The organism is Leisingera sp. S2M4 (assembly GCF_055398055.1).
Map to the genome: position 1 here is coordinate 3,315,716 of NZ_AP040861.1, position 21,121 is coordinate 3,336,836.

Genomic DNA, 21,121 nt, shown 5'->3' on the forward strand with positions numbered 1-21,121 from the left:
CATGCAAGGGATACAAATGCACTCTCAAGCCCCTGAATTTTCGGTGAAACTTGCAGACTGCGAGGCAGATCTGATAGCCGCTCAGCGGCTTCGATATGACGTCTTCGTGCGAGAATTGGGCGGCGGGGGCAGCATGGTGGATCATGAGGCCGGCCTCGAACGCGACCGGTTCGATCCCTATTTTGACCACATGCTCGTCACGGATGAGACCCGCGGCGAGTTGGTTGGCGTCTATCGGCTGCTGCGCGACGATCAGGCTGCTGAGCTTGGGCAATTTTATTCCGAAGACGAATACGATCTTTCCGCGTTACGGAACTCTGGTCGGCGACTGTTGGAACTGGGGCGGTCGTGCCTGCATCCGGACTATCGGGGCGGAACGGCCATGTACCACCTCTGGTCGGGTCTGGCGCAGTATATTGCCGAGCATGAAATCGAAATCCTGTTCGGGGTAGCCAGCTTTCATGGTACGGATCCGGCTCAACTCGCGGAACCTTTGTCGTTGTTGCACCACCGACATCTTGCGCCGCAAGACCTGCGCGCTCGGTCAAAATCGTTCCATAGCATGGACTTAATTCCCGAACCTGAACTTGACAGGAAGGCTGCCATGACGGCCGTGCCCTCGCTGATCAAAGCCTACCTGAGGTTGGGGGGCTTCGTGGGCGAGGGGGCGTATGTCGACGAAGCTTTCAACACGACCGACGTCTGCCTGATCCTGGACACCGCGCGGATGAACGAGCGCCAGCGCAAGATCTACAGCGGAGCCCGCAGCACGGCATGAGTATCAGTTGGCAAAGCGAGGAGGCACCGGATCCGGTCAAGATCGATGGCGTTGGGTGGGCGTTGGTTCTGCTGCGTGGTCCTGCCTTAGCCGTCCTGGTATTCGGAGGGTTGGTGATCTTGCTCCTGCTCCGGCTACTCGAGCGGCCGTTTTTCGGCCTGCGCCGCCCGTTTTCTCCATTGCTGACGCAGGTGGTCTGCCGGGGTGCCTTGCTCATTCTGGGTATTCGATTGGTTGTGCGTGGACAGGTGATGCACCAACGCGGCGCACTGGTGGCTAACCATGCGTCCTGGCTTGACATTTTTGCGCTTAACGCCTTGGCGCGGATCTATTTTGTCTCCAAGGCCGAAGTCGCGTCCTGGCCCGGAATAGGCTGGCTTGCCCGGGCCACCGGCACCTTGTTCATCGAACGCAATCCCCGCCACGCGCGCCGGCAGGCAGAGCTTTTGGAAGACCGGCTGCTGGCGGGTCACAAGCTATTGTTCTTTCCCGAGGGAACCTCTACCGACGGGTTGCGGGTTTTGCCCTTCAAACCAACGCTCTTTGCCGCATTCTTTGCCAAGCCTTTGCGCGATAATCTGCATGTTCAGCCCGTTTCAGTCGTCTACCGGGCACCGCCGTCTGCACCGAAACGTCACTACGGCTGGTGGGGCGACATGGATTTCGGGAGCCATTTGTTGAAGGTTCTGAGCACACCCCGACAAGGAGTCGTTCTGGTGACGTGCCACGATCCGCTGCGGGTCGCTGATTTTGCCGACCGCAAGGCCCTTGCCGCGCGGTGCGCCGAGGTCGTCCGGCGGGGACATGAGATATCCCTGCGTGACGCAACGCCAGATGTGAATTGACCGTCGATCTCGGCCAAGCCGGAGAATTTCCTGCTTCGGCCCTTGCCAGCACGCGTTTTCTGATCTAATAGCGCGCCTACGAACCCGCAGGCGGGGTTTGGTTTCGTCAGGGGAGAAATCCCTGATGGACCGCCGGTTGGAGCAAACGCTCTATAAGACCCCCGCCGAGGATAGAAACCGGAAAAGGATAAGATAGCATGGCTCTTCCCGAGTTCACCATGCGTCAGCTGCTGGAAGCTGGCGTTCACTTCGGTCACCAGACTCAGCGCTGGAACCCGCGCATGTCGCCGTTCATCTACGGCGCGCGCAACGGCATCCACATCATGGACCTGACCCAGACTGTTCCGATGCTGGACCAGGCGCTGCAGGTTGTCCGTGACACCGTTGCAAAAGGCGGCCGCGTTCTGTTCGTTGGTACCAAGCGCCAGGCAGCCGGCCCGATCGCCGAAGCTGCAGAGAAATCCGCGCAGTACTACATGAACCACCGCTGGCTGGGCGGCACCCTGACCAACTGGAAAACCGTTTCCCAGTCGATCAACCGCCTGAAGGAAATCGACGAGAAGATGGCCTCCGGCGCCGAAGGCCTGACCAAGAAAGAGCGTCTGGGCATGGAGCGTGACCAGGAGAAGCTGCAAGCGTCTCTGGGTGGTATCCGCGACATGGGCGGCGTTCCGGACCTGCTGTTCGTCATCGACGTGAAAAAAGAAGCACTGGCAATCGCCGAAGCCAAGAAGCTGGGTATCCCGGTTGTGGCTGTGGTTGACACCAACTGCTCCCCCGATGGCGTGGACTACATCATCCCCGGCAACGACGACGCATCGCGCGCGATCTCGCTGTACTGCGATCTGGTTGCCCGCGCGGCGCTGGACGGCATGTCCGCACAGCTGGGCGCAGCAGGCGTTGACCTGGGCGCGCTGGAAGAAGCACCGGCTGAAGAAGCCGTTGCTGAAGAAGCAGCTGAAGCCTGATCCGTCCTGTCACGGAATTGACATGCGGGGCAGGGTATTTCCTGCCCCAAATCCGTTTTTGAATTGAGGGAGCCTAACATGGCAATCACTGCAGCAATGGTGAAAGAACTGCGCGAATCCACCGGCGCAGGCATGATGGACGCGAAGAAAGCACTGGTCGAAAACAACGGCGACATGGAAGCCGCGGTTGACTGGCTGCGCACCAAGGGCCTGGCGAAAGCCGCCAAGAAATCCGGCCGTACCGCCGCTGAAGGCCTGGTCGCCGTGGTCGTTGAAGGCGGCAAAGGTGTTGCGGTTGAAGTCAACTCCGAGACCGACTTCGTTGCCAAGAACGCCGAATTCCAGCAAATGGTCGCAGGCATTGCCAAGGCCGCACTGAACGCCGACGACGTTGACGCTCTGAAGGCAGCTGACCTGGGCGGCAAGACCGTGGAAGCAACCCTGACCGACAAGATCGCCACGATTGGCGAAAACATGTCGCTGCGTCGCATGGCCAAGCTGGAAGGCGAAACCGTGGTGTCCTACGTGCACAACGCGGCCGCTGAAGGCATGGGCAAAATCGGCGTTCTGGTTGCCATGAACGGTGGCGACGAAGCCATCGGCAAGCAGGTCGCAATGCACATCGCCGCTGTGAACCCTGCAGCGCTGTCCGAAGCTGACCTCGACGCCGCCGTCGTTGAGAAGGAAAAGCAGGTCCAGATGGACATCGCCCGCGAGTCCGGCAAGCCGGAGCAGGTGATCGAGAAGATGATCGAAGGCCGCATGAAGAAATTCGTCGCGGAATCGACCCTGCTGAACCAGCAGTTCGTTGTGAACCCGGACCTGACCGTGGAAGCCGCTGCCAAGGAAGCAGGCGCCACCATCACCGGTTTCGTGCGTGTGGAAGTTGGCGAAGGCATTGAAGTCGAAAAAGAAGACTTCGCTGCGGAAGTCGCAAAAGCTGCTCAAGGCTGATTTGCGCTGACAGCAAGAGTTCTAAAGAACGGCGGGTCAAACAGACCCGCCGTTTTTTTGTGGGAGACGCCGCCGCCGCCGCTGTACATGCGTGCTGCCAGGTACGCTGATCGCGCTCCACAGGCAGCACCAAGCTTTCAATCCAACTGTAGGCATGGGGCAGATTGCGTAGATACGGAGAGAAGGCGAGGGGCCCCACTGATGGGGATGGGTGAGGCCCCTCTGATATCCGAAACCGACGACGGAAGAATACGCGCCTGTCTCTGATCAGGTATGAGCGCCTTGAAATTGCAAGGATCAATACCCGCAGTTCCTTGGCTAAAGCCACCACTCACGGAACATGTGAAAGATGCAGTGAATTAAACTTTTGCGGTAGTATAGAATTCCATACCTTTTGTCGCTTTTCTGCATTAAATGCGACATTTACAGTGCGATCTGACTATGCGTCGATCAGATACATCTGGTTGTGCAACGCCGCTTTCAGAACTGCCTGTGCCGTGGTTTCCACCGCCAGGGATTCACGCGCCAGACGCAGATGCTTTTCGATGGTGGCCGGCGTCAGCCCCATCAGCAAGGCAATGTCCTGGGTCGTTTTTCCATCGCCAACCCATTCCAGGACTTCCCGCTGCCGTTTGGTCAGAGTGCGTTTGGGCCCGGCATAGGGCAGGGTGAGTATCTTCAGGTGCACCACGTTGTTCATCAACAGGATGTCCGCCCCGTGGTCCTGCCAGATGGCGTCAACCATATCTTGGCTCATGTCAGCCTCGGCGGCGAGAGAGATCGCTCCCTTGAAGCGGCTGTTCGTGGAAGGAAAACTGATCGTGTAACCTGACTGGACACCGTGAGCGCGGTTGAAGTCCACGACCTTCTGCACTTCAGGGCTGAGGCTGTCATCGCGAGCCTGTTCCTGGGCGATCCGCCAGCTTCCGGCGCCTTCGTTGTCCAGCGCCCATCGCAGCATCGGAGCGTGAAGATACAAACCACTGTGTAGGTAGCCTTGCAGGTAATCCTCATCGTGGTTCGTCAGAAGAACGAAGTCGTCCGGATCTCCCAAAGAGGTTTCCGTGAGACACCGCGTATTGCCATAAATCAAACGGTCAAAGCCAAATTTCTTCATTTGCGCGACATGCCCGTCCCACAAAACATCCAGACTTTGCGCATGACAGACAAAATCCAGGTAACCCTTTAAACTCATACTTATTAAGCCTCTTTCAAATGCTGAACCAATGCCTCAAGTGCGAGAATGTAGCCATGCGAACCGAAACCGCAAATTTGTCCCACCGCAGCCTTTGAAATAAAGGATACATGACGGAAGCTTTCGCGCGCGTGGATGTTGGACAGATGCACCTCAACGGTCGGAATTTCGACCGAGATCAGCGCATCCATCAATGCGATCGAAGTGTGCGTATAAGCGCCTGCATTCAGGATGATTCCCTGATGAACACCCTTGGCGGCATGAATGGCATCGATCAATGCGCCTTCATGGTTCGATTGCAGGCAGCTGACGTCCAGCCCCAAGGTTTTCCCATGCGCCACGCAGGATTGTTCGACCATCTCCAGCGTGACGGAGCCATAGACCTCGGGCTGACGTGTTCCCAGTAGGTTCAGATTGGGGCCGTTCAGAACCAGAATACGTTGTGTCATAGGCGGAACTTCCTTGGAAAATCGCTTGCTGGGCGCGATGGCCCAGAATTATTTCAATTGTGAATATGGCAAATGCTGCGACGGTACGAAAGGCGCAATTCAACGGCACTGGTGCATTCGCTCTCAAGGTGGCGGGCTGGCTGTTTTCTTCCGCAAGACCATGGCCTAAATAGCAACGCAGCCCACTCGCAGAATTGAAAGACGTCCCAATGTCCGATACCGCGCAGACCTTGCTTGACCTGCTGGACCTGGAAGTTTTGGATCGCCATCTGTTTCGTGGTTCCGGCTCCGGCGGAGAGACGCCGCTGCGGATCTACGGCGGCCAGGTGATCGCGCAGGCATTGAAAGCGGCTTATTCCACGGTTTCCAACCGCTTGTGCCACTCTCTTCATGCTTACTTCATTCGTCCGGGTGATCCCTCCAGACCCGTCATCTACGAGGTCGACCCAGCCCGCGACGGACGCAGCTTCACCACACGGCGTGTGGTCGCGATGCAAAACGGCAAGCAGATTCTGAACCTTGCCGCATCCTTTCACGAAGCTGAACCGGGTTGGGATCATCAGCACGCCATGCCCGAAGTGCCGCCGCCGCATGGGCTGGAATCCCGTCATGACATCTTGCTTCGCAATGCGTCCCGTGTCCCAGAGGAGCGTCGCAAGGAATTTACCCGCGAACGTCCGTTCGAGCTGCGCGAGGTCGAGCCGCGAGATCCGCTGACGCCTGAGAAAACAAGTGACGTCAACAACATGTGGGTCAGGATGGCAGCAGCCAAAGGGGCCGATCCGGCCTTGCAGCATATCCTGATGGCCTATGTCTCGGACTTTGGCCTGTTGGGATCCTCCATGCGGCCACATGGATTGACGTTTCATAATCCCGCGGCGATGACCGCCAGTTTGGACCACGCGATGTGGTTCCATGCGCCAGTTCAGCTTGAAAACTGGCATCTGTATTCGATGGATGCGCCATTCACCGGCAATGGGCGCGGCTTCAATCGCGGGGCAATTTACACCGAGAACGGCCAATTGGTCGCCAGTGTTGCCCAAGAAGGGCTTCTCAGACCGCTGAAGACAGCCACGCCGCGATGAGTTACTACTTCAGCACTCTTATTTAACATAATTCAGATTATAAGAGGTGCTGATGGGTCGCGAGGGCCACCCATCCTGGGGACCGAAACTCGACGATTTACGCCGTGACAAGCGCTCGCAGGTCCACGTTCAGCTGTCGCTCGCGAGCGCTTCAACCGGACACCCCTTATTGGTTGGACTTCTGCGGATCAGGCGTCGAGCTCGGTGTCCCAATAGAGAAAGTCCATCCAGCTTTCGTGTAGATGGTTCGGCGGGAACTTGCGGCCGATATTGCGCAGCTCTTCTGCGCCCGGCCTGCGCGGCGGTTTGCGCAACGACATGCCTGCACGATGCAGTGACTTGGAACCTTTTTTCAGATTGCACGGGCTGCAGGCAGCCACGACATTCTCCCAGCTGGTGACGCCACCTGTCGCGCGTGGCACGACATGGTCAAACGTCAGATCGCCTTTGCTGCCGCAGTACTGACAGCAGAATTCATCCCTCAAAAACAAATTAAAGCGCGTGAAGGCCACGCGCTTTTGAGGTTTCACATAGTCTTTCAGAACCACGACCGACGGTATTCGTATTTCCGTACTGGGGCTGTGAACGACCTCGTCATATTCTGCAACGATTGCAACGCGGTCCAGCCAGGCTGCCTTGACCGCATCCTGCCAGGACCACAAGGACAATGGGTAGTAGGACAATGGCCTGTAATCCGCATTCAGTACCAATGCCGGGTGCTGCTTCAGCGCCCCGGGAGATCTGACAAACTCTGCCCTGAAATCGCCATCCATGTTGAACGTCTTCCTCGCCCTGACTTTCCGTTTCCGGGAACCAGAGCGGGGAACCCGCCCCAGCCTAACTTTGACTATATATCGTGGTTTGCGGCTGGCAAGCCCCACTATACACAATATGTCGCGAGGTTTGTGATGTGATTCCATGACAGCGCCGTGACAGTTATCCACAAGCCTGCAATCGTTCATGACTTGCCCCGACGCAGCCGCGCAATTATTGCCACGGCATGACCCGCTTGATCCGCTTCAACAAACCCTTCGATGTGCTGCCGCAATTCACCGATCGCGGCAGCCAGGATAGCCCACGTCCCACTCTCAGCCGCTACATCGATTGTCCCGGCGTTTACCCAGCCGGGCGGCTGGATCGTGACAGCGAGGGGTTGATGCTTTTGACGGACAGTGGCCGCCTGCAGGCTTGGATCAGTGACCCCAAGCACAAGATGGAAAAGACATATTGGGTGCAGATCGAAGGTATCCCGGACGCCAAGGCGCTGAAAAGCCTGGCGAAAGGCGTGCAGCTGAAGGACGGCATCACGCTTCCGGCCAAGGTGCGGAAGATGGATGAGCCGATCGGACTTTGGGCGCGCACGCCACCAGTCCGTCACCGCAAGAGCGTTCCCGACAGTTGGATTTGCCTCACGATCCGAGAGGGTCGCAACCGACAAGTCCGGCGCATGACTGCCGCCGTTGGCCATCCGACCCTGCGCCTGATCCGCTACGCGATTGGCGCCTGGACCTTGGACGGGCTGGCGCAGGGGGCTTGGGAGGATCTGGAGCCTCCGCGCATCCCCGGCCCGCCCAAACCGTCCCAGAAACCACCGCGCCGCCCCAAGGGCGCCAAAGGCCCTCGGCCGGTGGGTGACAGGTCGCGCCGACGCTGATAGCGTGACGGCATGCGACCCGACGCCCCTGCCCCTCAAGCGATACTGGAAGCCTCGCTCTACGTGGATGATCTGGATTCCGCAGCGGAATTTTATGGCGAAATTTTGGGGTTGGAGGAGATACAACGCGTCGAAGAGCGCCATATCTTCTATCGCTGTGGTGGCTCAGTGCTGCTGCTGTTCCGCGCAGAAGAGACGCGAAAGCCCCCCAGCAACCCAAGACTGCCAGTGCCGCCGCATGGCGCCCACGGTCCCGGCCATGTCTGCTTCGCGCAGCCACGCAATGAAATGAACCTGATGAAGCAAAGGCTTCTGGATGCGGGTGTGGCGATCGAAGCGGAATTCGATTGGCCCGGCGGCGCACGCTCACTCTATTTCCGTGACCCGGCCGGAAATTCGGTTGAGATAGCAGAACCGCATCTGTGGTGAGGGTGAACCGAGGCGCCAATCGCGCCCCGGTCCCAAGGCGTTAAAGACCCAGCTTGTCGCGCATAAAGGCCAAGGCGACACTCAGCCCGTCGGGCGCGATGCCATGCGCTGTGCCCTTCTGGATGTGGGCGAATACGTCCTGAAAGCCGGCCTCTTGCAGGGCTTGTGCGGCTTCCGGCAGCGACTGCACCGGAACGACGTCATCCTGATCGCCATGCACCAGAAGCACCGGCATTTTGGATTTCATTTCATCCTTCAGCAACTCGGGCGAGAGAAGCCGACCGGAGAATCCGACGACACCGGCCACCGCGTCCTCGCGACGGGGCGCCACATGCAGGCTCATCATCGTGCCCTGGCTGAAGCCGAACAGAACAACCTGTTCCGGCAGGACATCTTCGTCCACCATCAACGCATCCAGAAATGCGTTCAGATCCTCGACCGCGGCCTGCATGCTCCGCATGCTTTCCTCTTCGGAGGAACCGTCGATCCAGGGAATCGGGAACCACTGGTAGCCCATGGGGGCACCCGGACAGGCCTCCGGGGCGTCAGGCGCCACGAACAGCGTGTCTGGAAGATGTTCTGCCAGCGGATCCGCAAGCCCTAGCAGGTCTGCGCCATTTGCGCCGTAGCCGTGCAGGAAAACCACGATTGATCTGGCTACGCCGGAAACCGGCTCCTTGCGCCCGGCATTGAGTACACGAGTCATCTGATCCCTTCCCTGTCCTTTGCAATGCGGTAATAGGCCCAGAGGATACGCGCTGCAACCGATCGCCAAGGTGACCACGCTTCTGCCAGTTGCCGCATCTGTCGTTCGCCGGGGCGTTCAGGCAGCTCGAACAGCAACCGTGTGGCCTCCTGCAACGCAAGATCCCCAGGTGCAAAGACATCTGCCCGCCCCAGGGAAAACATGGCGTAGATTTCCGCGGTCCAGGTTCCGATACCGGACACCTTGGTCAGGGTGGCGATAACCTCGGCATCAGAAAGCACCCGCAGGCCATTGTAATCAATGGACGCTTCAGCCAGAGCGCGCGCATATCGGATCTTTTGACGACTTAATCCGGCTGCGCGAAGTTCATCCTCGGTGGCCCTGAGGATAGCCTGCGGATCGGTCAATTTCGCCGCCTGCAAGCGCGCCCAGATGGCACTGGCAGAAGCTACGCTGACCTGCTGGCTGGTTATGGCGCTCAGCAATTCGGCAAAACCATCAGGCCTGCGCCGAAGCGGCAAGGGCCCGACTTCTTGCAATGCCGCGCCGAACCTTGGCTCCCGCGCGCTGAGCCATTGTGCGCCTTCCGCAACGCAGGCATCACTGGTTATGATGCGCCCAATTGCCCCCATCAGCCACGGTCCGCGGGCAAACTTGAAAGAAACCGTGATCGCTGAATCTGCAGCACTGGCTTGCTCCTTAACATATTCAAGGTTACGCATCTCACATGACCATGAGCATGACCACCCCCGGCGACGCGGTCGCCAAGAAAAACGTTGCCATCCTGGTGCTGGCCCAGGCAATCCTCGGCGCGCAAATGCCGATGATATTCACCATCGGCGGGCTGGCGGGGCAATCGCTGGCCTCCAACCCCTGTTTTGCCACCTTGCCCATTTCGCTCATTGTCGGCGGATCGATGCTGGCGGCCACGCCGGTCTCTGCGATCATGCAGCGCTGGGGACGCCGGGCGGGGTTCTTCGTGGGCGCAGCCTTTGGCGCCTTGGGCGGCCTCGTCGGCGCTTATGGCCTCTATCTGGGGTCTTTCCCGATCTTTCTGCTCGGCAGCCTTCTCACCGGCGTCTACATGAGCGCGCATGGCTTCTATCGGTTTGCCGCGGCCGACACCGCCTCCGAAGCGTTCCGCCCCAAGGCGATTTCCTACGTCATGGCCGGCGGGCTGGCCGCCGCCATCATCGGCCCGCAACTGGTCAAGCTGACGAGCCAAGCCTTTGTCGTACCATTCCTCGGCACCTACATGGCGGTGATTGCTGTGAATGTCCTTGGCGCTGCGTTGTTCCTGTTCCTCGACATCCCCAAACCGCCTGTTCCCAGCCAGGATGCCCCGCGCGGCCGCAGCCGCATGGAGCTTCTGAAGACTCCGGTGATCGCGGTCGCGGTGATCTGCGCCATGGTCTCCTACGCGCTGATGAACCTGGTGATGACCTCGACCCCGCTCGCCGTTGTCGGCTGCGGCTTTACCGAAGGCAACGCCGCCGATGTCGTCACCTGGCACGTCCTGGCGATGTATGTGCCATCCTTCTTTACCGGCCACCTGATCGCACGTTTCGGCGTTGAAAAAATCGTCGCCTCCGGTTTGGTCATCCTTGCCGGCGCCGGGGCTGTCGCATTGCAAGGTGTCGACCTTGCCAACTTTTTTGTTGCACTGGTCCTGTTGGGCATTGGCTGGAACTTCGGGTTTATCGGCGCGACCACGATGCTCGCCAGCGCCCATGCCAGCCATGAGCGCGGCCGCATGCAGGGGCTGAATGACCTATTGGTCTTTGGTGGGGTAACGATGGCGTCCCTCGCGTCTGGCGGCCTGATGAACTGCTCGGGCGGCAACCCGGTAGACGGGTGGAACGCCGTCAATATGGCAATGGCGCCTTTCCTTGTTCTGGCTGGCGGCGCGTTGGTTTGGCTGGCCTTGCGTCCCAAACCTGCGTTGTGACCCCGACCGCCACCTCAACAAAAAAAAGGCACCAATCTGGGTGCCTTTTTGATGTTTCCAATGTTGTGCCGGAGGTTTCTGACATCTACCAGCGGGCGGTCGCCGCACGCCAAAGCAATGATCCGCGTTTGCCGAACTCACTTTTCCCAAGCGCCCCCTGCGCGACCCGTTCAGGCTCGCGTATGGCCTGTTTCAAAATCGTCTCCGCCTGCCACCCTGCCAGCATTGCCGGTGCGGCGGAGGCCGGAAGCCTGCTGCGTGACGTCCTGGCTTTGTTCAACTTTTCCAGCGCCTTCTGCGCCAAACCTCGAACACCTTCAGGGGTGCCATCCAGCAAGGGAATGCGGTTTTGCGCTTCCAGTTGCGGTATGGCGCGCAACCAGTTTGCAACCCCAGCGCCATAGGCAAACTCGCGCACAACATTCTCTGCAGACGCGCCCAAGGACGCCGCGGCCATCCACATCAGACTTCCACTGGTGTGGTCGATGTATCGGTCGAAATCCGCTTCATCCTCGAAAGGCTCGCGGTAGATGTCCCAGCGGCGCGCTTCCGCCATGTTGTCGATACAGGCAGCCAGTTCCGGCTTCAGCAAATCCGCCAACGGGGTTGCCACATAGTGCCGCCGAACAGGCTTGCCCTCAGCGATTGCCGCCCCGATATCCCGCCACCACTGCACGCGCATCTCTGCGATCATGCTTTCCTGGCTCGCCCAGGAGGCACGCGCCAACTCGATATTGAAGGCATATAGAGCGAACAGAATCGGGCGTACCGAGACAGGCGCAGCCATTGTGGCCATGAACCGGTCCGGATCGCGGTTCCGTACCAAGTCCGCGCAGGCCGTCAGGTCGTCGTCAAACTGCATCCGCCCCGCCATCGTGGATCAGCTTCCAGCGAATTGCATCAAGAAGGGCCTCAAACGAAGCATCGATTATATTCGCGCTGACACCCACGGTGGACCACCGATGTCCCTGGCTGTCCTCGCTGTCGATTATGACGCGTGTGACGGCCTCGGTGCCGCCTTGGGTGATGCGAACCTTGAAGTCGACCAGCCGCATGTCGGCGAGCTGTGCTGAATAGCGCCCAAGGTCCTTGCTGAGCGCTTTGGCCAAAGCATTGACGGGGCCGCGGTCACTACCAACTTCGTCGAGCGATTCACTGACCGACAGTCGTTTTTCGCCGTCCACCTTCACCACCACGACCGCCTCTGACAGGCTGATCATCTGGTTGTACTTGTTTTTGCGCCGCTCGACCGTCACCTTGTACCGTTTGACTTCAAAGAAATCCGGCAACTGATCCAGCTCGGCGCGGGCCAGCAGCTCAAAAGAAGCCTGAGCCGTATCGTAAGAGTAGCCCTGGGCCTCACGTTGCTTGATCCGCTCCAAGATCCGGGCCAAAGCGGGATCGCCCCGTTCCACTGCCAGTCCGGCATCGGTCAGGCGCTTTCGCAGGTTGGATTGTCCCGCCTGGTTCGACATCGGGATGACACGTGCATTTCCGACAGCCGAAGGCTCAATATGCTCGTAGGTCGAGGGATCCTTGAGGATGGCGCTGGCATGCAGCCCTGCCTTGTGGGCAAACGCCGAGGCTCCGACATAGGCAGCTTGCCGCATCGGCACCCGGTTCAGGATGTCGTCCAGCATTCGACTGGTCCGGGTCAGCCCCGCCAAGGCTTCTCGGCTCACACCAATTTCGAATGCGCTGGCGTAAGGCTCCTTCAACAGCAAAGTCGGGATCAGAGAGGTCAGGTTCGCATTGCCGCACCGCTCTCCAAGCCCGTTCAGCGTGCCCTGAATTTGTCGCGCCCCTGCATCGACGGCCGCAAGTGAACAGGCCACCGCATTTTCCGTGTCGTTATGGGTATGTATGCCCAGTTTCTCACCTGGGATTCCCTTGGCAATCACCTCACCGACGATGCGGTGGACCTCGCTTGGCAGCGCGCCCCCATTGGTGTCGCACAGAACAATCCAGCGCGCACCGGCCTCCAGCGCGGCGCGGCAAGCATCGAGCGCATAAGCTGGGTTGTCCTTGTAGCCGTCGAAGAAATGCTCGGCATCGAACAACGCTTCGCGCCCTTGTGCCACGATATGCGCAACAGAAGCACGGATGTTGTCGAGGTTCTCCTCCAGGCTGATGCCCAAAGCATGGGTGACATGGTAGTCGTGGCTTTTGCCAACCAGACAAACTGCCTGTGTCCCCGCATTCATCACCGCGGCCAGAACCTCGTCATTGGCGGCAGAGCGCCCTGCCCGTTTGGTCATGCCGAAGGCCGCCAAGGTGGCTTGCAAACGCGGAGCCTCGTCAAAAAACGCACTGTCGGTCGGATTGGCACCGGGCCAGCCACCTTCGATGTAATCGATGCCCAGGTCGTCTAGCGCTTGGGCGATTTGTCTTTTTTCCGCGGTGGAAAATTGCACGCCCTGAGTCTGCTGCCCGTCCCGCAGGGTTGTGTCGTACAGATAAAGACGTTCCCGACCCATTACAGCGCCTCCAGCTTGGCTGGATCAAAGGCGCCAGACGCAATCAGCTCGACTCCCGCCTTGCTCATCCGCACTTCCAATCCGGCAGCGACATAGGCCGTCTTCAACCTGTCCACTTCGGAAAAATCTTTTGTTTCCATGGCCTTTTGACGCGCTTCAAACAGCCGCGCCTCATGGGCTGACAGATCCACCGATGGTCCGCCTGCCCAGTCGCCGAGGTCCTGGGTCAGCACCCCAAGCAGCTGCGCCGACGCCAGCAGCCCCGCTGCGTCACCGGCTGCGGCCAACTTGTGCAGTTCTGCAATTGCACCAGCCGTGTTCAGATCATCAGCCAATGCGGCCAATACCGCTGCGGACGCGTTGGCCGCAGGTTCGACGCCTGCGGTCAGCCCACGCCACTTGCGGAGTGTCGCCTCAGCTTCCTTCGCCTTCTTGTCGGTCCAGTCCATCGGTTTACGGTAGTGGGTCTGCAGGAACACCAAGCGGACCACTTCGCCGGGATAGCCCTGGTTCAGCAGGTCGCGAACAGTGAAGAAATTGCCCAGCGACTTGGACATCTTCTTCCCTTCGACCTGCAGCATCTCGTTGTGCAGCCAGTAGCGGGCAAAACTGTCATCCCCGTTGGCGCAGCAGCTTTGCGCGACTTCGTTTTCGTGATGCGGGAACATCAGGTCGTTACCGCCACCATGAATGTCAAATGTCTCGCCCAAGAGATCGTCCGCCATCGCGGAACATTCGATATGCCACCCCGGTCGACCGCGCCCCCACGGGCTGTCCCAGCCGGGCAAGCTCGCGTCGGAGGGCTTCCACAGCACAAAGTCCATCGGGTTCTTCTTGTAGGGCGCGACCTCGACCCGCGCGCCTGCGATCATGTCGTCCACCGAGCGACCTGACAGGTTGCCATAGTGTTGTTTCCAGCTGTCGACGGCAAACAGCACGTGGCCTTCCGCCGCATAGGCGTGCCCCCTGGCAATCAGGGTTTCGATCATGGCGATCATTTGGGGGATATATTGGGTTGCACGCGGCATATGCGTCGGCTCCAACGCTCCGAGCGCACCCATGTCTTCAAGGAACCACCGCGTGGTTTCGGCGGTGATATCGCCGATTTCCCGGCCGGTTTCGGCAGCGCGGGCATTGATCTTGTCATCTACATCCGTGAAGTTGCGTGCATAAGTAACGGAATTCACGCCGTAAACTTTGCGCAACAAGCGGTAGAGTACATCGAACACAACAACGGGGCGGGCATTGCCCAGATGGGCCCGGTCGTAAACGGTCGGACCGCAGACATACATCCGCACGTTGTCGGCCTCGATGGGCGTGAAAACCTCCTTCTTGCGGGTTTTCGTATTGTGCAGCTTGATCTCGATGTCCGTGGTTTCCATACCCGGCTCCTTTTCCATGTCCATCCCGCATACCCCCAAACGTGGAGGCCACCCAGTGCGCGCAGCGCGGGCTTAGCAACTTGTCAGGAGAATGAAAACGACAGAAACCAGCCCGCTGATATGTCAGCAGGTAATGCAGCAGGTACGGGTGATGCATTTTAGTTTCATGCTGACCGCATACCACGCAATAGGATGCTCGCCAAGAGACTTGGCACGGCGGCTGTCGGGTTCTTGCATCAAAACTAGGATCAGAACCGGAATGCGGCCTGCACCGAAAGGGTTTCGCCGGTTGCCCCATCGCTGCGGTCGTTGCCGCTTAGATCGTGATGGATGATCTCACCGCTAAGCTGAAGTGCACGGTTTAAAGATACACGCATGCCCAGCCCGACCACAGGATGCACGGAAATACTGGCCTCCGACTGCGGCATGGAGCCACCGAAGATAAGATAGCCAGTCGTGGCACCAACGGAGTATCCCGCATTTACGCGAAATTGCCGCTCGTCGGGATTCGCTTCCGGCTGGACAGAAAACGCAATACCATGCGGCGCGAAGGTCAGGTCTCGGCCCTCCACCCCGTGAAAGACAACCGGGCCTGTTCCAACGGCACCTTCTGGCAGGAATGTCAGCTGCGCCCTGTCTTCGGCTGAGAGAGGCGTGGAGACGGCAAGCGCCAATGCACCGGCAGTAACCAGTGTTCGGGCACGAAGTTTTTCTTCCGCTTTCGGCATATGGCTGTGCCTTCCGTTGCTGCGCGGCATACCGCGCGCCATCCCCATCCTGTGATCTTCGCAGAGATTGGTTAATAATCGGTTCCCGAGCTCCGCGCAGGTTTGCCCGCTCGGCCGCAAGCAAAGATGCTTCAGGCAACGCGGGACCCACTGCCATACATTCGCCGACCACTCCGTGAAATTTTTGTCGCGAATTACACAGGTGTCGTTTTCGCGATAGAAGTGGCGCTTTTTAGAGCGGAGCCTGCTAACAAGGAAACAGGAGCCTCCATGCAAGCTGAACGTAGCCTTGTCAGCCTGATCTACCGCACAATTGGTGCGGCGCGAGGCCGTGCGGCGCGGGGACGTCCGACCTGATCAGAAAATCTGAAGTTTTGGTATTTTCTGAAAGGCTCACCCTATGAACACTCAATCCCCCGCCCCCCGTGCCAGCCGCAGCGGCGGCCGAACTGCCCGACGCGCAGCCCGCTCCGCATCTTTGCCGGACCATCTTCGCCCGGTTCGCCCGGGCATGGAAACAACCGCGCTGCGGATCCTCAGCCAGGCCGATATGGAGCGCATTCACCAAACCGCCCTGACCGCGCTGGAGGAGATCGGGCTGGCCGATGCCCCGCCCAGCGGTGTCGAACTGTTGACCCAGGCAGGTTGCACCCTCGGCGATGACGGTCGCCTGCGCTTCCCGCGCGCGCTGGTCGAAGACACGATCGCCCGCGCAAACCGCTCTGTCACGCTGTACAGTCGCGATGGCAAGAACGACCTGCAACTGTCTGGTGGGCGCGTGCATTTTGGTACCGCCGGTGCCGCCGTCAGCATGGTGGATGCACAGGGCCGCGCCTATCGCGACTCCACGGTGCAGGACTTGCATGACGCCGCCCGGATTTGCGACCAGCTCGACAACATCCACTTCGTGCAGCGACCTATGGTCTGCCGTGATATTCCCGACAATCTGGAGATGGATCTCAACTCCATTTATGCGACGACCGCCGGTACCACCAAACACGTCGGCGTCTCCTTTACCGATCCAGCCTATGTTCAGCCCGGGTTGGAACTTTTGCACATGATCGCAGGCGGTAAGGACAAGTGGCTGGACCGCCCCTTTGTGTCCAACTCCAACTGCTTTGTCGTGCCACCGATGCGCTTTGCGACCGAAGCCTGCCAGGTGATGGAAGAATGCATTCGTGGCGGCATGCCGGTCCTCTTGCTGTCCGCCGGGATGGCCGGCGCCACGGCGCCCTCGACAATTGCCGGAGCCATCGCCCAGGCGGTCGCCGAATGTCTTGCCGGATTGGTTTACGTAAACGCTGTAAGCCCCGGCGCCCCAGCCATATTTGGCACTTGGCCATTTGGCTTGGACCTGCGCACCGGCGCCATGAGTGTCGGGTCTGGGGAACAGGCGCTGCTGTCGGCGGGCTGCGCCCAGATGCACAAGTTCTATGACCTCCCGGGCGGAGCCGCGGCCGGTGCGTCGGATTCAAAGCTTCCGGACATGCAGGCCGGTTGGGAACAGATGTGCTCGGCGGTCATGGCTGGCCTGTCAGGGCTCAACATGGTGTATGAGGCCGCCGGCATGCATGCCTCCCTTTTGGGGTTCTGCCACGAGACGCTGATCCTGGACAATGATCTCCTTGGTCAGGCGCAGCGGTGCGTGCGGGGCATCGAGGTCACCGAAGAAACCCTGGCGCTTGACCAGATGCGGGCCACCTGTCTTGGTGGGCCCGGACATTACCTCGGCACCGGTCAGACGCTCAGTCGGATGCAAGTCGATTATGTCTACCCGGAATTCGGCGACCGAACCTCACCCAAGGAGTGGGTGGAACGTGACCGGCCCGACCTGATCCAGAAGGCGACCGAAAAGAAAGAGCAAATCCTGGCGCAACGGGCCGCAGCCCGGTTCGATGCCGCCACCGATCAAGCGATCCGCGCGCGCTTCAACATTCACCTGCCCGCGTAAGTCCGCCCAGGGGCAGCAGAGCGATACGAGTGCCCTGCTGCCCTCCGGGATGGCAAACTTAATAAACCTCTAACTAATCGCTTCCCCTCCTGAAGCAAGCCTGATAACCTATTGTTAAGGCTGCGAAACCACAAAACACGGCTGCGATCGGGGTCGACAGTTTTGCATTTAGTCGGCTGTATTTTTGCAAGGCGGTCCTGCGTAAATTCACATCAGCATTTTGCATGGCTGCACGCATCTCTGCAGATGCTGCATCTTTGCAAGATGAAGCGGCCGTCGCGTTGTAACTGATAGCCTTGGGATACTGCAAAATTCCGCGAAGCCATTGGACGGGTTCGTTGCGATTTTGCGGCCGATACCCGGTTAGTGTTAACCTCCGCGCCCATCGCGTCCTGAAGATGTGCTTTATACTATAGCGCAGCTCTGCGTCGGCGATTTACTGTTATGGATCCCAAAAAGTAACTCCGACCGCATCAAACCACCCCCGGCGCCTTGCAGAAACTTCAGGACGACGCCGACATGCGTTTATGCATAACTGAAATGCAAAAATGCAGCGCAGGGGCTCGCCCTGCGCTGCAACGTTCAATCAGAAAAAGGCCTGCAGACCGGTTTGGGCACGACCAAGGATCAGCGCATGAACGTCGTGAGTACCCTCATAGGTATTCACTGTTTCCAGGTTCACCATGTGGCGGATCACGTTGAACTCGAGGCTGATCCCGTTGCCGCCATGCATGTCACGCGCCATCCGCGCAATCTCCAGAGCCTTCCCGCAATTGTTGCGCTTCACAATGGAGATCATCTCCGGAGCAGCATTGGCCTCGTCCATCAGGCGCCCAACGCGCAGCGAGGCTTGAAGCCCCAGGGTAATCTCCGTCTGCATGTTGGCCAATTTCAACTGGAACAGCTGCGTATTTGCCAACGGACGACCGAATTGGGACCGGTCCAAGCCGTATTGCCGCGCCGCGTGCCAGCATGCCTCAGCCGCGCCCATGGCCCCCCAGCTGATCCCGTAGCGTGCCCGGTTGAGACAGCCAAAGGGTCCTTTCAAACCTTCGACGTGCGGCAGCAAAGCGTCCTCTCCGACCTCGACGCCGTCCATCACGATTTCACCGGTGATGGAGGCCCGCAAGGACGCTTTGTTGGCGATCTTTGGTGCGCTCAGGCCTTTGAGGCCTTTGTCCAGCACAAAACCGCGGATCTTGCCGCCATGCGCTTCAGACTTGGCCCAGACCACAAAAACATCCGCAATCGGGGCGTTGGAAATCCACATCTTGGACCCGGTGAGACGGTAGCCGCCTTCGGTTTTCTCCGCGCGCGTCTTCATGCTTGCAGGATCGGAGCCAGCGTCGGGTTCGGTCAGGCCAAAGCAGCCGATCCACTCGCCGCTCGCCAGTTTCGGCAAATACTTCCGGCGCTGTTCTTCGCTGCCGTATGCGTAGATCGGATACATCACCAGCGAACTCTGCACCGACATCATCGACCGGTAACCGCTGTCCACACGCTCCACCTCGCGGGCCACCAGGCCATAGGAGACATAGCCGCCGCCAAGGCCGCCATACTGCTCTGGAATAGTGGTGCCAAGCAGGCCCATTTCGCCCATCTCGCGGAAGATCTCAGGATCTGTTTCCTCATTTTCGTAGGCACTTAGAACGCGCGGCTGAAGCTTCTCCTGTGCGTAGGCGCGGGCGGAGGCCGCGATCATGCGTTCGTCTTCGGTCAGCTGGTCTTCCAGCCGCAGCGGGTCCTCCCAATTGAAACGCCCCAGATCCGGCGCATCCTTGGCTCGCAGTTCAGGTTTGTCAGTCATGGTTTTCCCTTTCGTCTGTGTTCGCCCGGACCCTAACGACAGGTAAACGCAAAAAACAGCGAGACTTTCACAATCAAGTATGACATCCCCTCATACATGTCAGTTCCAAGAAAACTCCTCCCATCAATTGCCTCCTTACGCGCGCTGGAAGCGTTGGACCGCCTCGGCAGTGCCTCCGCGGCAGCGGCGGAACTGTCATTGACCCAAGGCGCGGTGAGCCGCCAATTGCAAGCACTGGAAGCCCAGTTGGGGCTGGAACTGGTTCAGCGTGACCAGAAACGCCTGCTCCTGACGCCCGAGGCACAAGATTATGCCGCGGAGATCAGGCAAGCACTTAACCAGATCGCCCAATCCACCCTGCGCCTTCAGACCGCCCCCCTCGCTGGGACACTCAATCTGGCAATCCTGCCCGCTTTTGGCATGCGATGGCTCATGCCCAGGCTGCCTGAGTTTTCACGCCTGCATCCGAATGTGACCATCAACATGTCCACTCGGCTAGAGCCGTTCAATTTCTCCCTTGAACAGTTTGATGCGGCTATACATTTTGGAAACGCGGAATGGCCCGGCACGCGCGCGCTCCTGTTGAAGCACGAGCAGCTATTGCCGGTTTGCGCACCGGACCTTTTGGCCGGGCGCACCTTGGCCGGACCTGAAGAAATCTTGAAGTTGCCATTGCTGCACATTCAGACCCGGACCAGTGCCTGGGCCGACTGGTTTGCACAGAAAGGCATTACGGCCGAAGCCGAGCAAGCCGGAACGATATATGATCAATTCGCAACCATTACACAGGCTGCTCTTCATGGGTTGGGTGTCGCTTTGATGCCCGACTACCTGGTCGAACAGGATTTGGCCACTGGCCGTCTGATTGCACTGGACACGCGCCCCGCGGAAAGTAACGGCGCCTACTACCTCGTCTGGCCCGAACGAAAAGATGCTGATCCGTCCCTGGTCAAGTTTCGCAATTGGCTCGCAGACAAGGCGCAGCCCGAGGATCCTCTGCCGCGCTAGCAGCAACGCACAAAAAAGGAGCGGCCGTAGAAAAGCCGCTCCGCGATTTCACTTCCGAAATAGCCCCTTAGCCGAGAGCATAGCCCGCGCCGCGCACCGTTCGTACGGGATCGCTGCCGCCATGCTGCGTCAGTGCCTTACGCAAGCGTCCGATATGAACATCGACCGTGCGGGTGTCGACATAGATGTCCCGCCCCCAGACCCGGTCCAGCAACTGCTCGCGGCTCCAGACCCGGCCAGGCTTCTCCATGAAGGTCGAGAGCAACCGGAATTCGGTCGGCCCCAGTTTCAGCGGCTGATCTGCACGGCTGACCTTGTGTGTCTCGGCATCCAGCACGATATCGTCGAACTCAAGCCGTACACCGACAGTCGAGGGGCGCACGCGCCGTAGCTGCGTACGCACCCGCGCCATCAGTTCAATCACCGAATAGGGTTTGACAACGTAGTCATCTGCTCCGGTTTCCAGACCGCGAACCTTGTCGACCTCTTCCGAGCGGGCCGACAGCATGATGATCGGAATGTTGCGGGTTTCTGTGCGGGTCTTGAGGCGACGACAGACTTCGATGCCACTGAGATTGGGCATCATCCAATCCAGAATGATGATGTCCGGCATATCCTCTTCGACAACCAGCAAGGCTTCCTCGCCATTCTCGGCACGCAATACCCGGAAGCCGTCTGCTTCGAGATTGTACGCCAAGACTTCCCGCTGGGCCAATTCGTCTTCGACGACCAGAACGGTGGGCTGATCGGCTGCCAT

General features: G+C 59.2%; 21 protein-coding genes. 10 read left to right on the forward strand and 11 right to left on the reverse strand.

What is annotated here, in order from left to right; translation table 11 throughout:
* Positions 1 to 16: 16 nt before the first annotated feature.
* The 4 genes from olsB (at position 17) to tsf (ending at position 3,545) form a co-directional block, all read left to right on the forward strand.
* The gene (olsB, locus tag ACZ52D_RS16035; protein ID WP_464443143.1) at positions 17 to 778 is read left to right on the forward strand and encodes an L-ornithine N(alpha)-acyltransferase; all 762 of its coding nucleotides are present in this window, start codon (positions 17 to 19) and stop codon (positions 776 to 778) included.
* A complete protein-coding gene (gene olsA / locus ACZ52D_RS16040; protein WP_464441956.1) occupies positions 775 to 1,623 on the forward strand; it encodes a lyso-ornithine lipid O-acyltransferase in 849 nt (282 codons plus the stop codon). The genes olsB and olsA overlap by 4 nt, the downstream gene beginning before the upstream one ends.
* Before the next feature lie 197 nt (positions 1,624 to 1,820).
* Positions 1,821 to 2,591, forward strand: coding sequence for a 30S ribosomal protein S2 (rpsB, locus tag ACZ52D_RS16045; protein ID WP_222453044.1), 771 nt, complete (start codon positions 1,821 to 1,823; stop codon positions 2,589 to 2,591).
* 78 nt (positions 2,592 to 2,669) lie between these two features.
* On the forward strand, positions 2,670 to 3,545 hold the full coding sequence (gene tsf / locus ACZ52D_RS16050; protein ID WP_369924086.1) for a translation elongation factor Ts: 876 nt from the start codon (positions 2,670 to 2,672) through the stop codon (positions 3,543 to 3,545).
* A 439-nt stretch (positions 3,546 to 3,984) separates the two neighbouring features.
* Here the strand turns inward: tsf and ACZ52D_RS16055 are convergent, their stop codons facing one another.
* Both ACZ52D_RS16055 and aroQ read right to left on the reverse strand, forming a co-directional pair.
* Entirely contained in the window at positions 3,985 to 4,740 is a 756-nt protein-coding gene (locus tag ACZ52D_RS16055; protein ID WP_464441958.1) for a helix-turn-helix transcriptional regulator, read from the reverse strand.
* A gap of 5 nt (positions 4,741 to 4,745) precedes the next feature.
* Positions 4,746 to 5,189, reverse strand: coding sequence for a type II 3-dehydroquinate dehydratase (aroQ, locus tag ACZ52D_RS16060; RefSeq protein WP_464441960.1), 444 nt, complete (start codon positions 5,187 to 5,189; stop codon positions 4,746 to 4,748).
* A 209-nt stretch (positions 5,190 to 5,398) separates the two neighbouring features.
* Between aroQ and ACZ52D_RS16065 the strand changes: the two genes are divergently transcribed.
* Positions 5,399 to 6,274 (forward strand): acyl-CoA thioesterase, encoded by an 876-nt coding sequence (locus tag ACZ52D_RS16065; RefSeq protein WP_464441961.1) that lies wholly within the window; start codon positions 5,399 to 5,401, stop codon positions 6,272 to 6,274.
* A gap of 188 nt (positions 6,275 to 6,462) precedes the next feature.
* Here ACZ52D_RS16065 and ACZ52D_RS16070 read toward each other — a convergent pair whose 3' ends face one another.
* Positions 6,463 to 7,047 (reverse strand): HNH endonuclease, encoded by a 585-nt coding sequence (locus ACZ52D_RS16070; protein WP_222453039.1) that lies wholly within the window; start codon positions 7,045 to 7,047, stop codon positions 6,463 to 6,465.
* A 227-nt stretch (positions 7,048 to 7,274) separates the two neighbouring features.
* Here ACZ52D_RS16070 and ACZ52D_RS16075 point away from each other — a divergent pair, with 227 nt between their 5' ends.
* Both ACZ52D_RS16075 and ACZ52D_RS16080 read left to right on the forward strand, forming a co-directional pair.
* Positions 7,275 to 7,928 carry a pseudouridine synthase gene (locus ACZ52D_RS16075; protein WP_464441962.1) on the forward strand — a complete coding sequence of 218 codons (654 nt, stop codon included), beginning with the start codon at positions 7,275 to 7,277 and terminating at the stop codon, positions 7,926 to 7,928.
* 12 nt (positions 7,929 to 7,940) lie between these two features.
* Complete coding sequence (locus ACZ52D_RS16080) at positions 7,941 to 8,357, forward strand: VOC family protein (protein ID WP_464441963.1); 417 nt, start codon at positions 7,941 to 7,943, stop codon at positions 8,355 to 8,357.
* A 40-nt stretch (positions 8,358 to 8,397) separates the two neighbouring features.
* Here the strand turns inward: ACZ52D_RS16080 and ACZ52D_RS16085 are convergent, their stop codons facing one another.
* Together ACZ52D_RS16085 and ACZ52D_RS16090 are read right to left on the reverse strand one after the other, a co-directional pair.
* Positions 8,398 to 9,063, reverse strand: a complete 666-nt coding sequence (locus ACZ52D_RS16085; protein WP_222453036.1) for an alpha/beta hydrolase — start codon at positions 9,061 to 9,063, stop codon at positions 8,398 to 8,400.
* Positions 9,060 to 9,695 carry a DNA-3-methyladenine glycosylase family protein gene (locus ACZ52D_RS16090; protein ID WP_464443144.1) on the reverse strand — a complete coding sequence of 212 codons (636 nt, stop codon included), beginning with the start codon at positions 9,693 to 9,695 and terminating at the stop codon, positions 9,060 to 9,062. The genes ACZ52D_RS16085 and ACZ52D_RS16090 overlap by 4 nt, the downstream gene beginning before the upstream one ends.
* A 95-nt stretch (positions 9,696 to 9,790) precedes the next feature.
* On the opposite strand from ACZ52D_RS16090, the gene ACZ52D_RS16095 reads away from it, so the two are divergent.
* A complete protein-coding gene (locus tag ACZ52D_RS16095) occupies positions 9,791 to 11,011 on the forward strand; it encodes an MFS transporter (RefSeq protein WP_464441965.1) in 1,221 nt (406 codons plus the stop codon).
* An 85-nt stretch (positions 11,012 to 11,096) separates the two neighbouring features.
* On the opposite strand, the gene ACZ52D_RS16100 is transcribed toward ACZ52D_RS16095, so the two are convergent.
* From ACZ52D_RS16100 to ACZ52D_RS16115, 4 genes are all read right to left on the reverse strand, one after another.
* A complete protein-coding gene (locus ACZ52D_RS16100) occupies positions 11,097 to 11,873 on the reverse strand; it encodes a squalene/phytoene synthase family protein (protein WP_464441967.1) in 777 nt (258 codons plus the stop codon).
* Positions 11,863 to 13,488 carry a citramalate synthase gene (cimA, locus tag ACZ52D_RS16105; protein ID WP_464441969.1) on the reverse strand — a complete coding sequence of 542 codons (1,626 nt, stop codon included), beginning with the start codon at positions 13,486 to 13,488 and terminating at the stop codon, positions 11,863 to 11,865. The genes ACZ52D_RS16100 and cimA overlap by 11 nt, the downstream gene beginning before the upstream one ends.
* A complete protein-coding gene (gene cysS, locus ACZ52D_RS16110; RefSeq protein ID WP_464441970.1) occupies positions 13,488 to 14,870 on the reverse strand; it encodes a cysteine--tRNA ligase in 1,383 nt (460 codons plus the stop codon). Before cysS ends, cimA begins: the two co-directional genes overlap by 1 nt.
* A 248-nt stretch (positions 14,871 to 15,118) precedes the next feature.
* Complete coding sequence (locus tag ACZ52D_RS16115) at positions 15,119 to 15,598, reverse strand: hypothetical protein (protein WP_464441972.1); 480 nt, start codon at positions 15,596 to 15,598, stop codon at positions 15,119 to 15,121.
* A gap of 400 nt (positions 15,599 to 15,998) precedes the next feature.
* On the opposite strand from ACZ52D_RS16115, the gene ACZ52D_RS16120 reads away from it, so the two are divergent.
* Positions 15,999 to 17,549, forward strand: a complete 1,551-nt coding sequence (locus ACZ52D_RS16120) for a trimethylamine methyltransferase family protein (protein WP_464441973.1) — start codon at positions 15,999 to 16,001, stop codon at positions 17,547 to 17,549.
* 586 nt (positions 17,550 to 18,135) lie between these two features.
* Here the strand turns inward: ACZ52D_RS16120 and ACZ52D_RS16125 are convergent.
* Positions 18,136 to 19,356, reverse strand: a complete 1,221-nt coding sequence (locus ACZ52D_RS16125) for an acyl-CoA dehydrogenase (protein ID WP_464441975.1) — start codon at positions 19,354 to 19,356, stop codon at positions 18,136 to 18,138.
* A 96-nt stretch (positions 19,357 to 19,452) separates the two neighbouring features.
* Here ACZ52D_RS16125 and ACZ52D_RS16130 point away from each other — a divergent pair, with 96 nt between their 5' ends.
* Positions 19,453 to 20,364, forward strand: a complete 912-nt coding sequence (locus ACZ52D_RS16130) for a LysR family transcriptional regulator (protein WP_464441977.1) — start codon at positions 19,453 to 19,455, stop codon at positions 20,362 to 20,364.
* 67 nt (positions 20,365 to 20,431) lie between these two features.
* Here ACZ52D_RS16130 and phoB read toward each other — a convergent pair whose 3' ends face one another.
* The gene (phoB, locus tag ACZ52D_RS16135) at positions 20,432 to 21,121 is read right to left on the reverse strand and encodes a phosphate regulon transcriptional regulator PhoB (RefSeq protein WP_222453026.1); all 690 of its coding nucleotides are present in this window, start codon (positions 21,119 to 21,121) and stop codon (positions 20,432 to 20,434) included.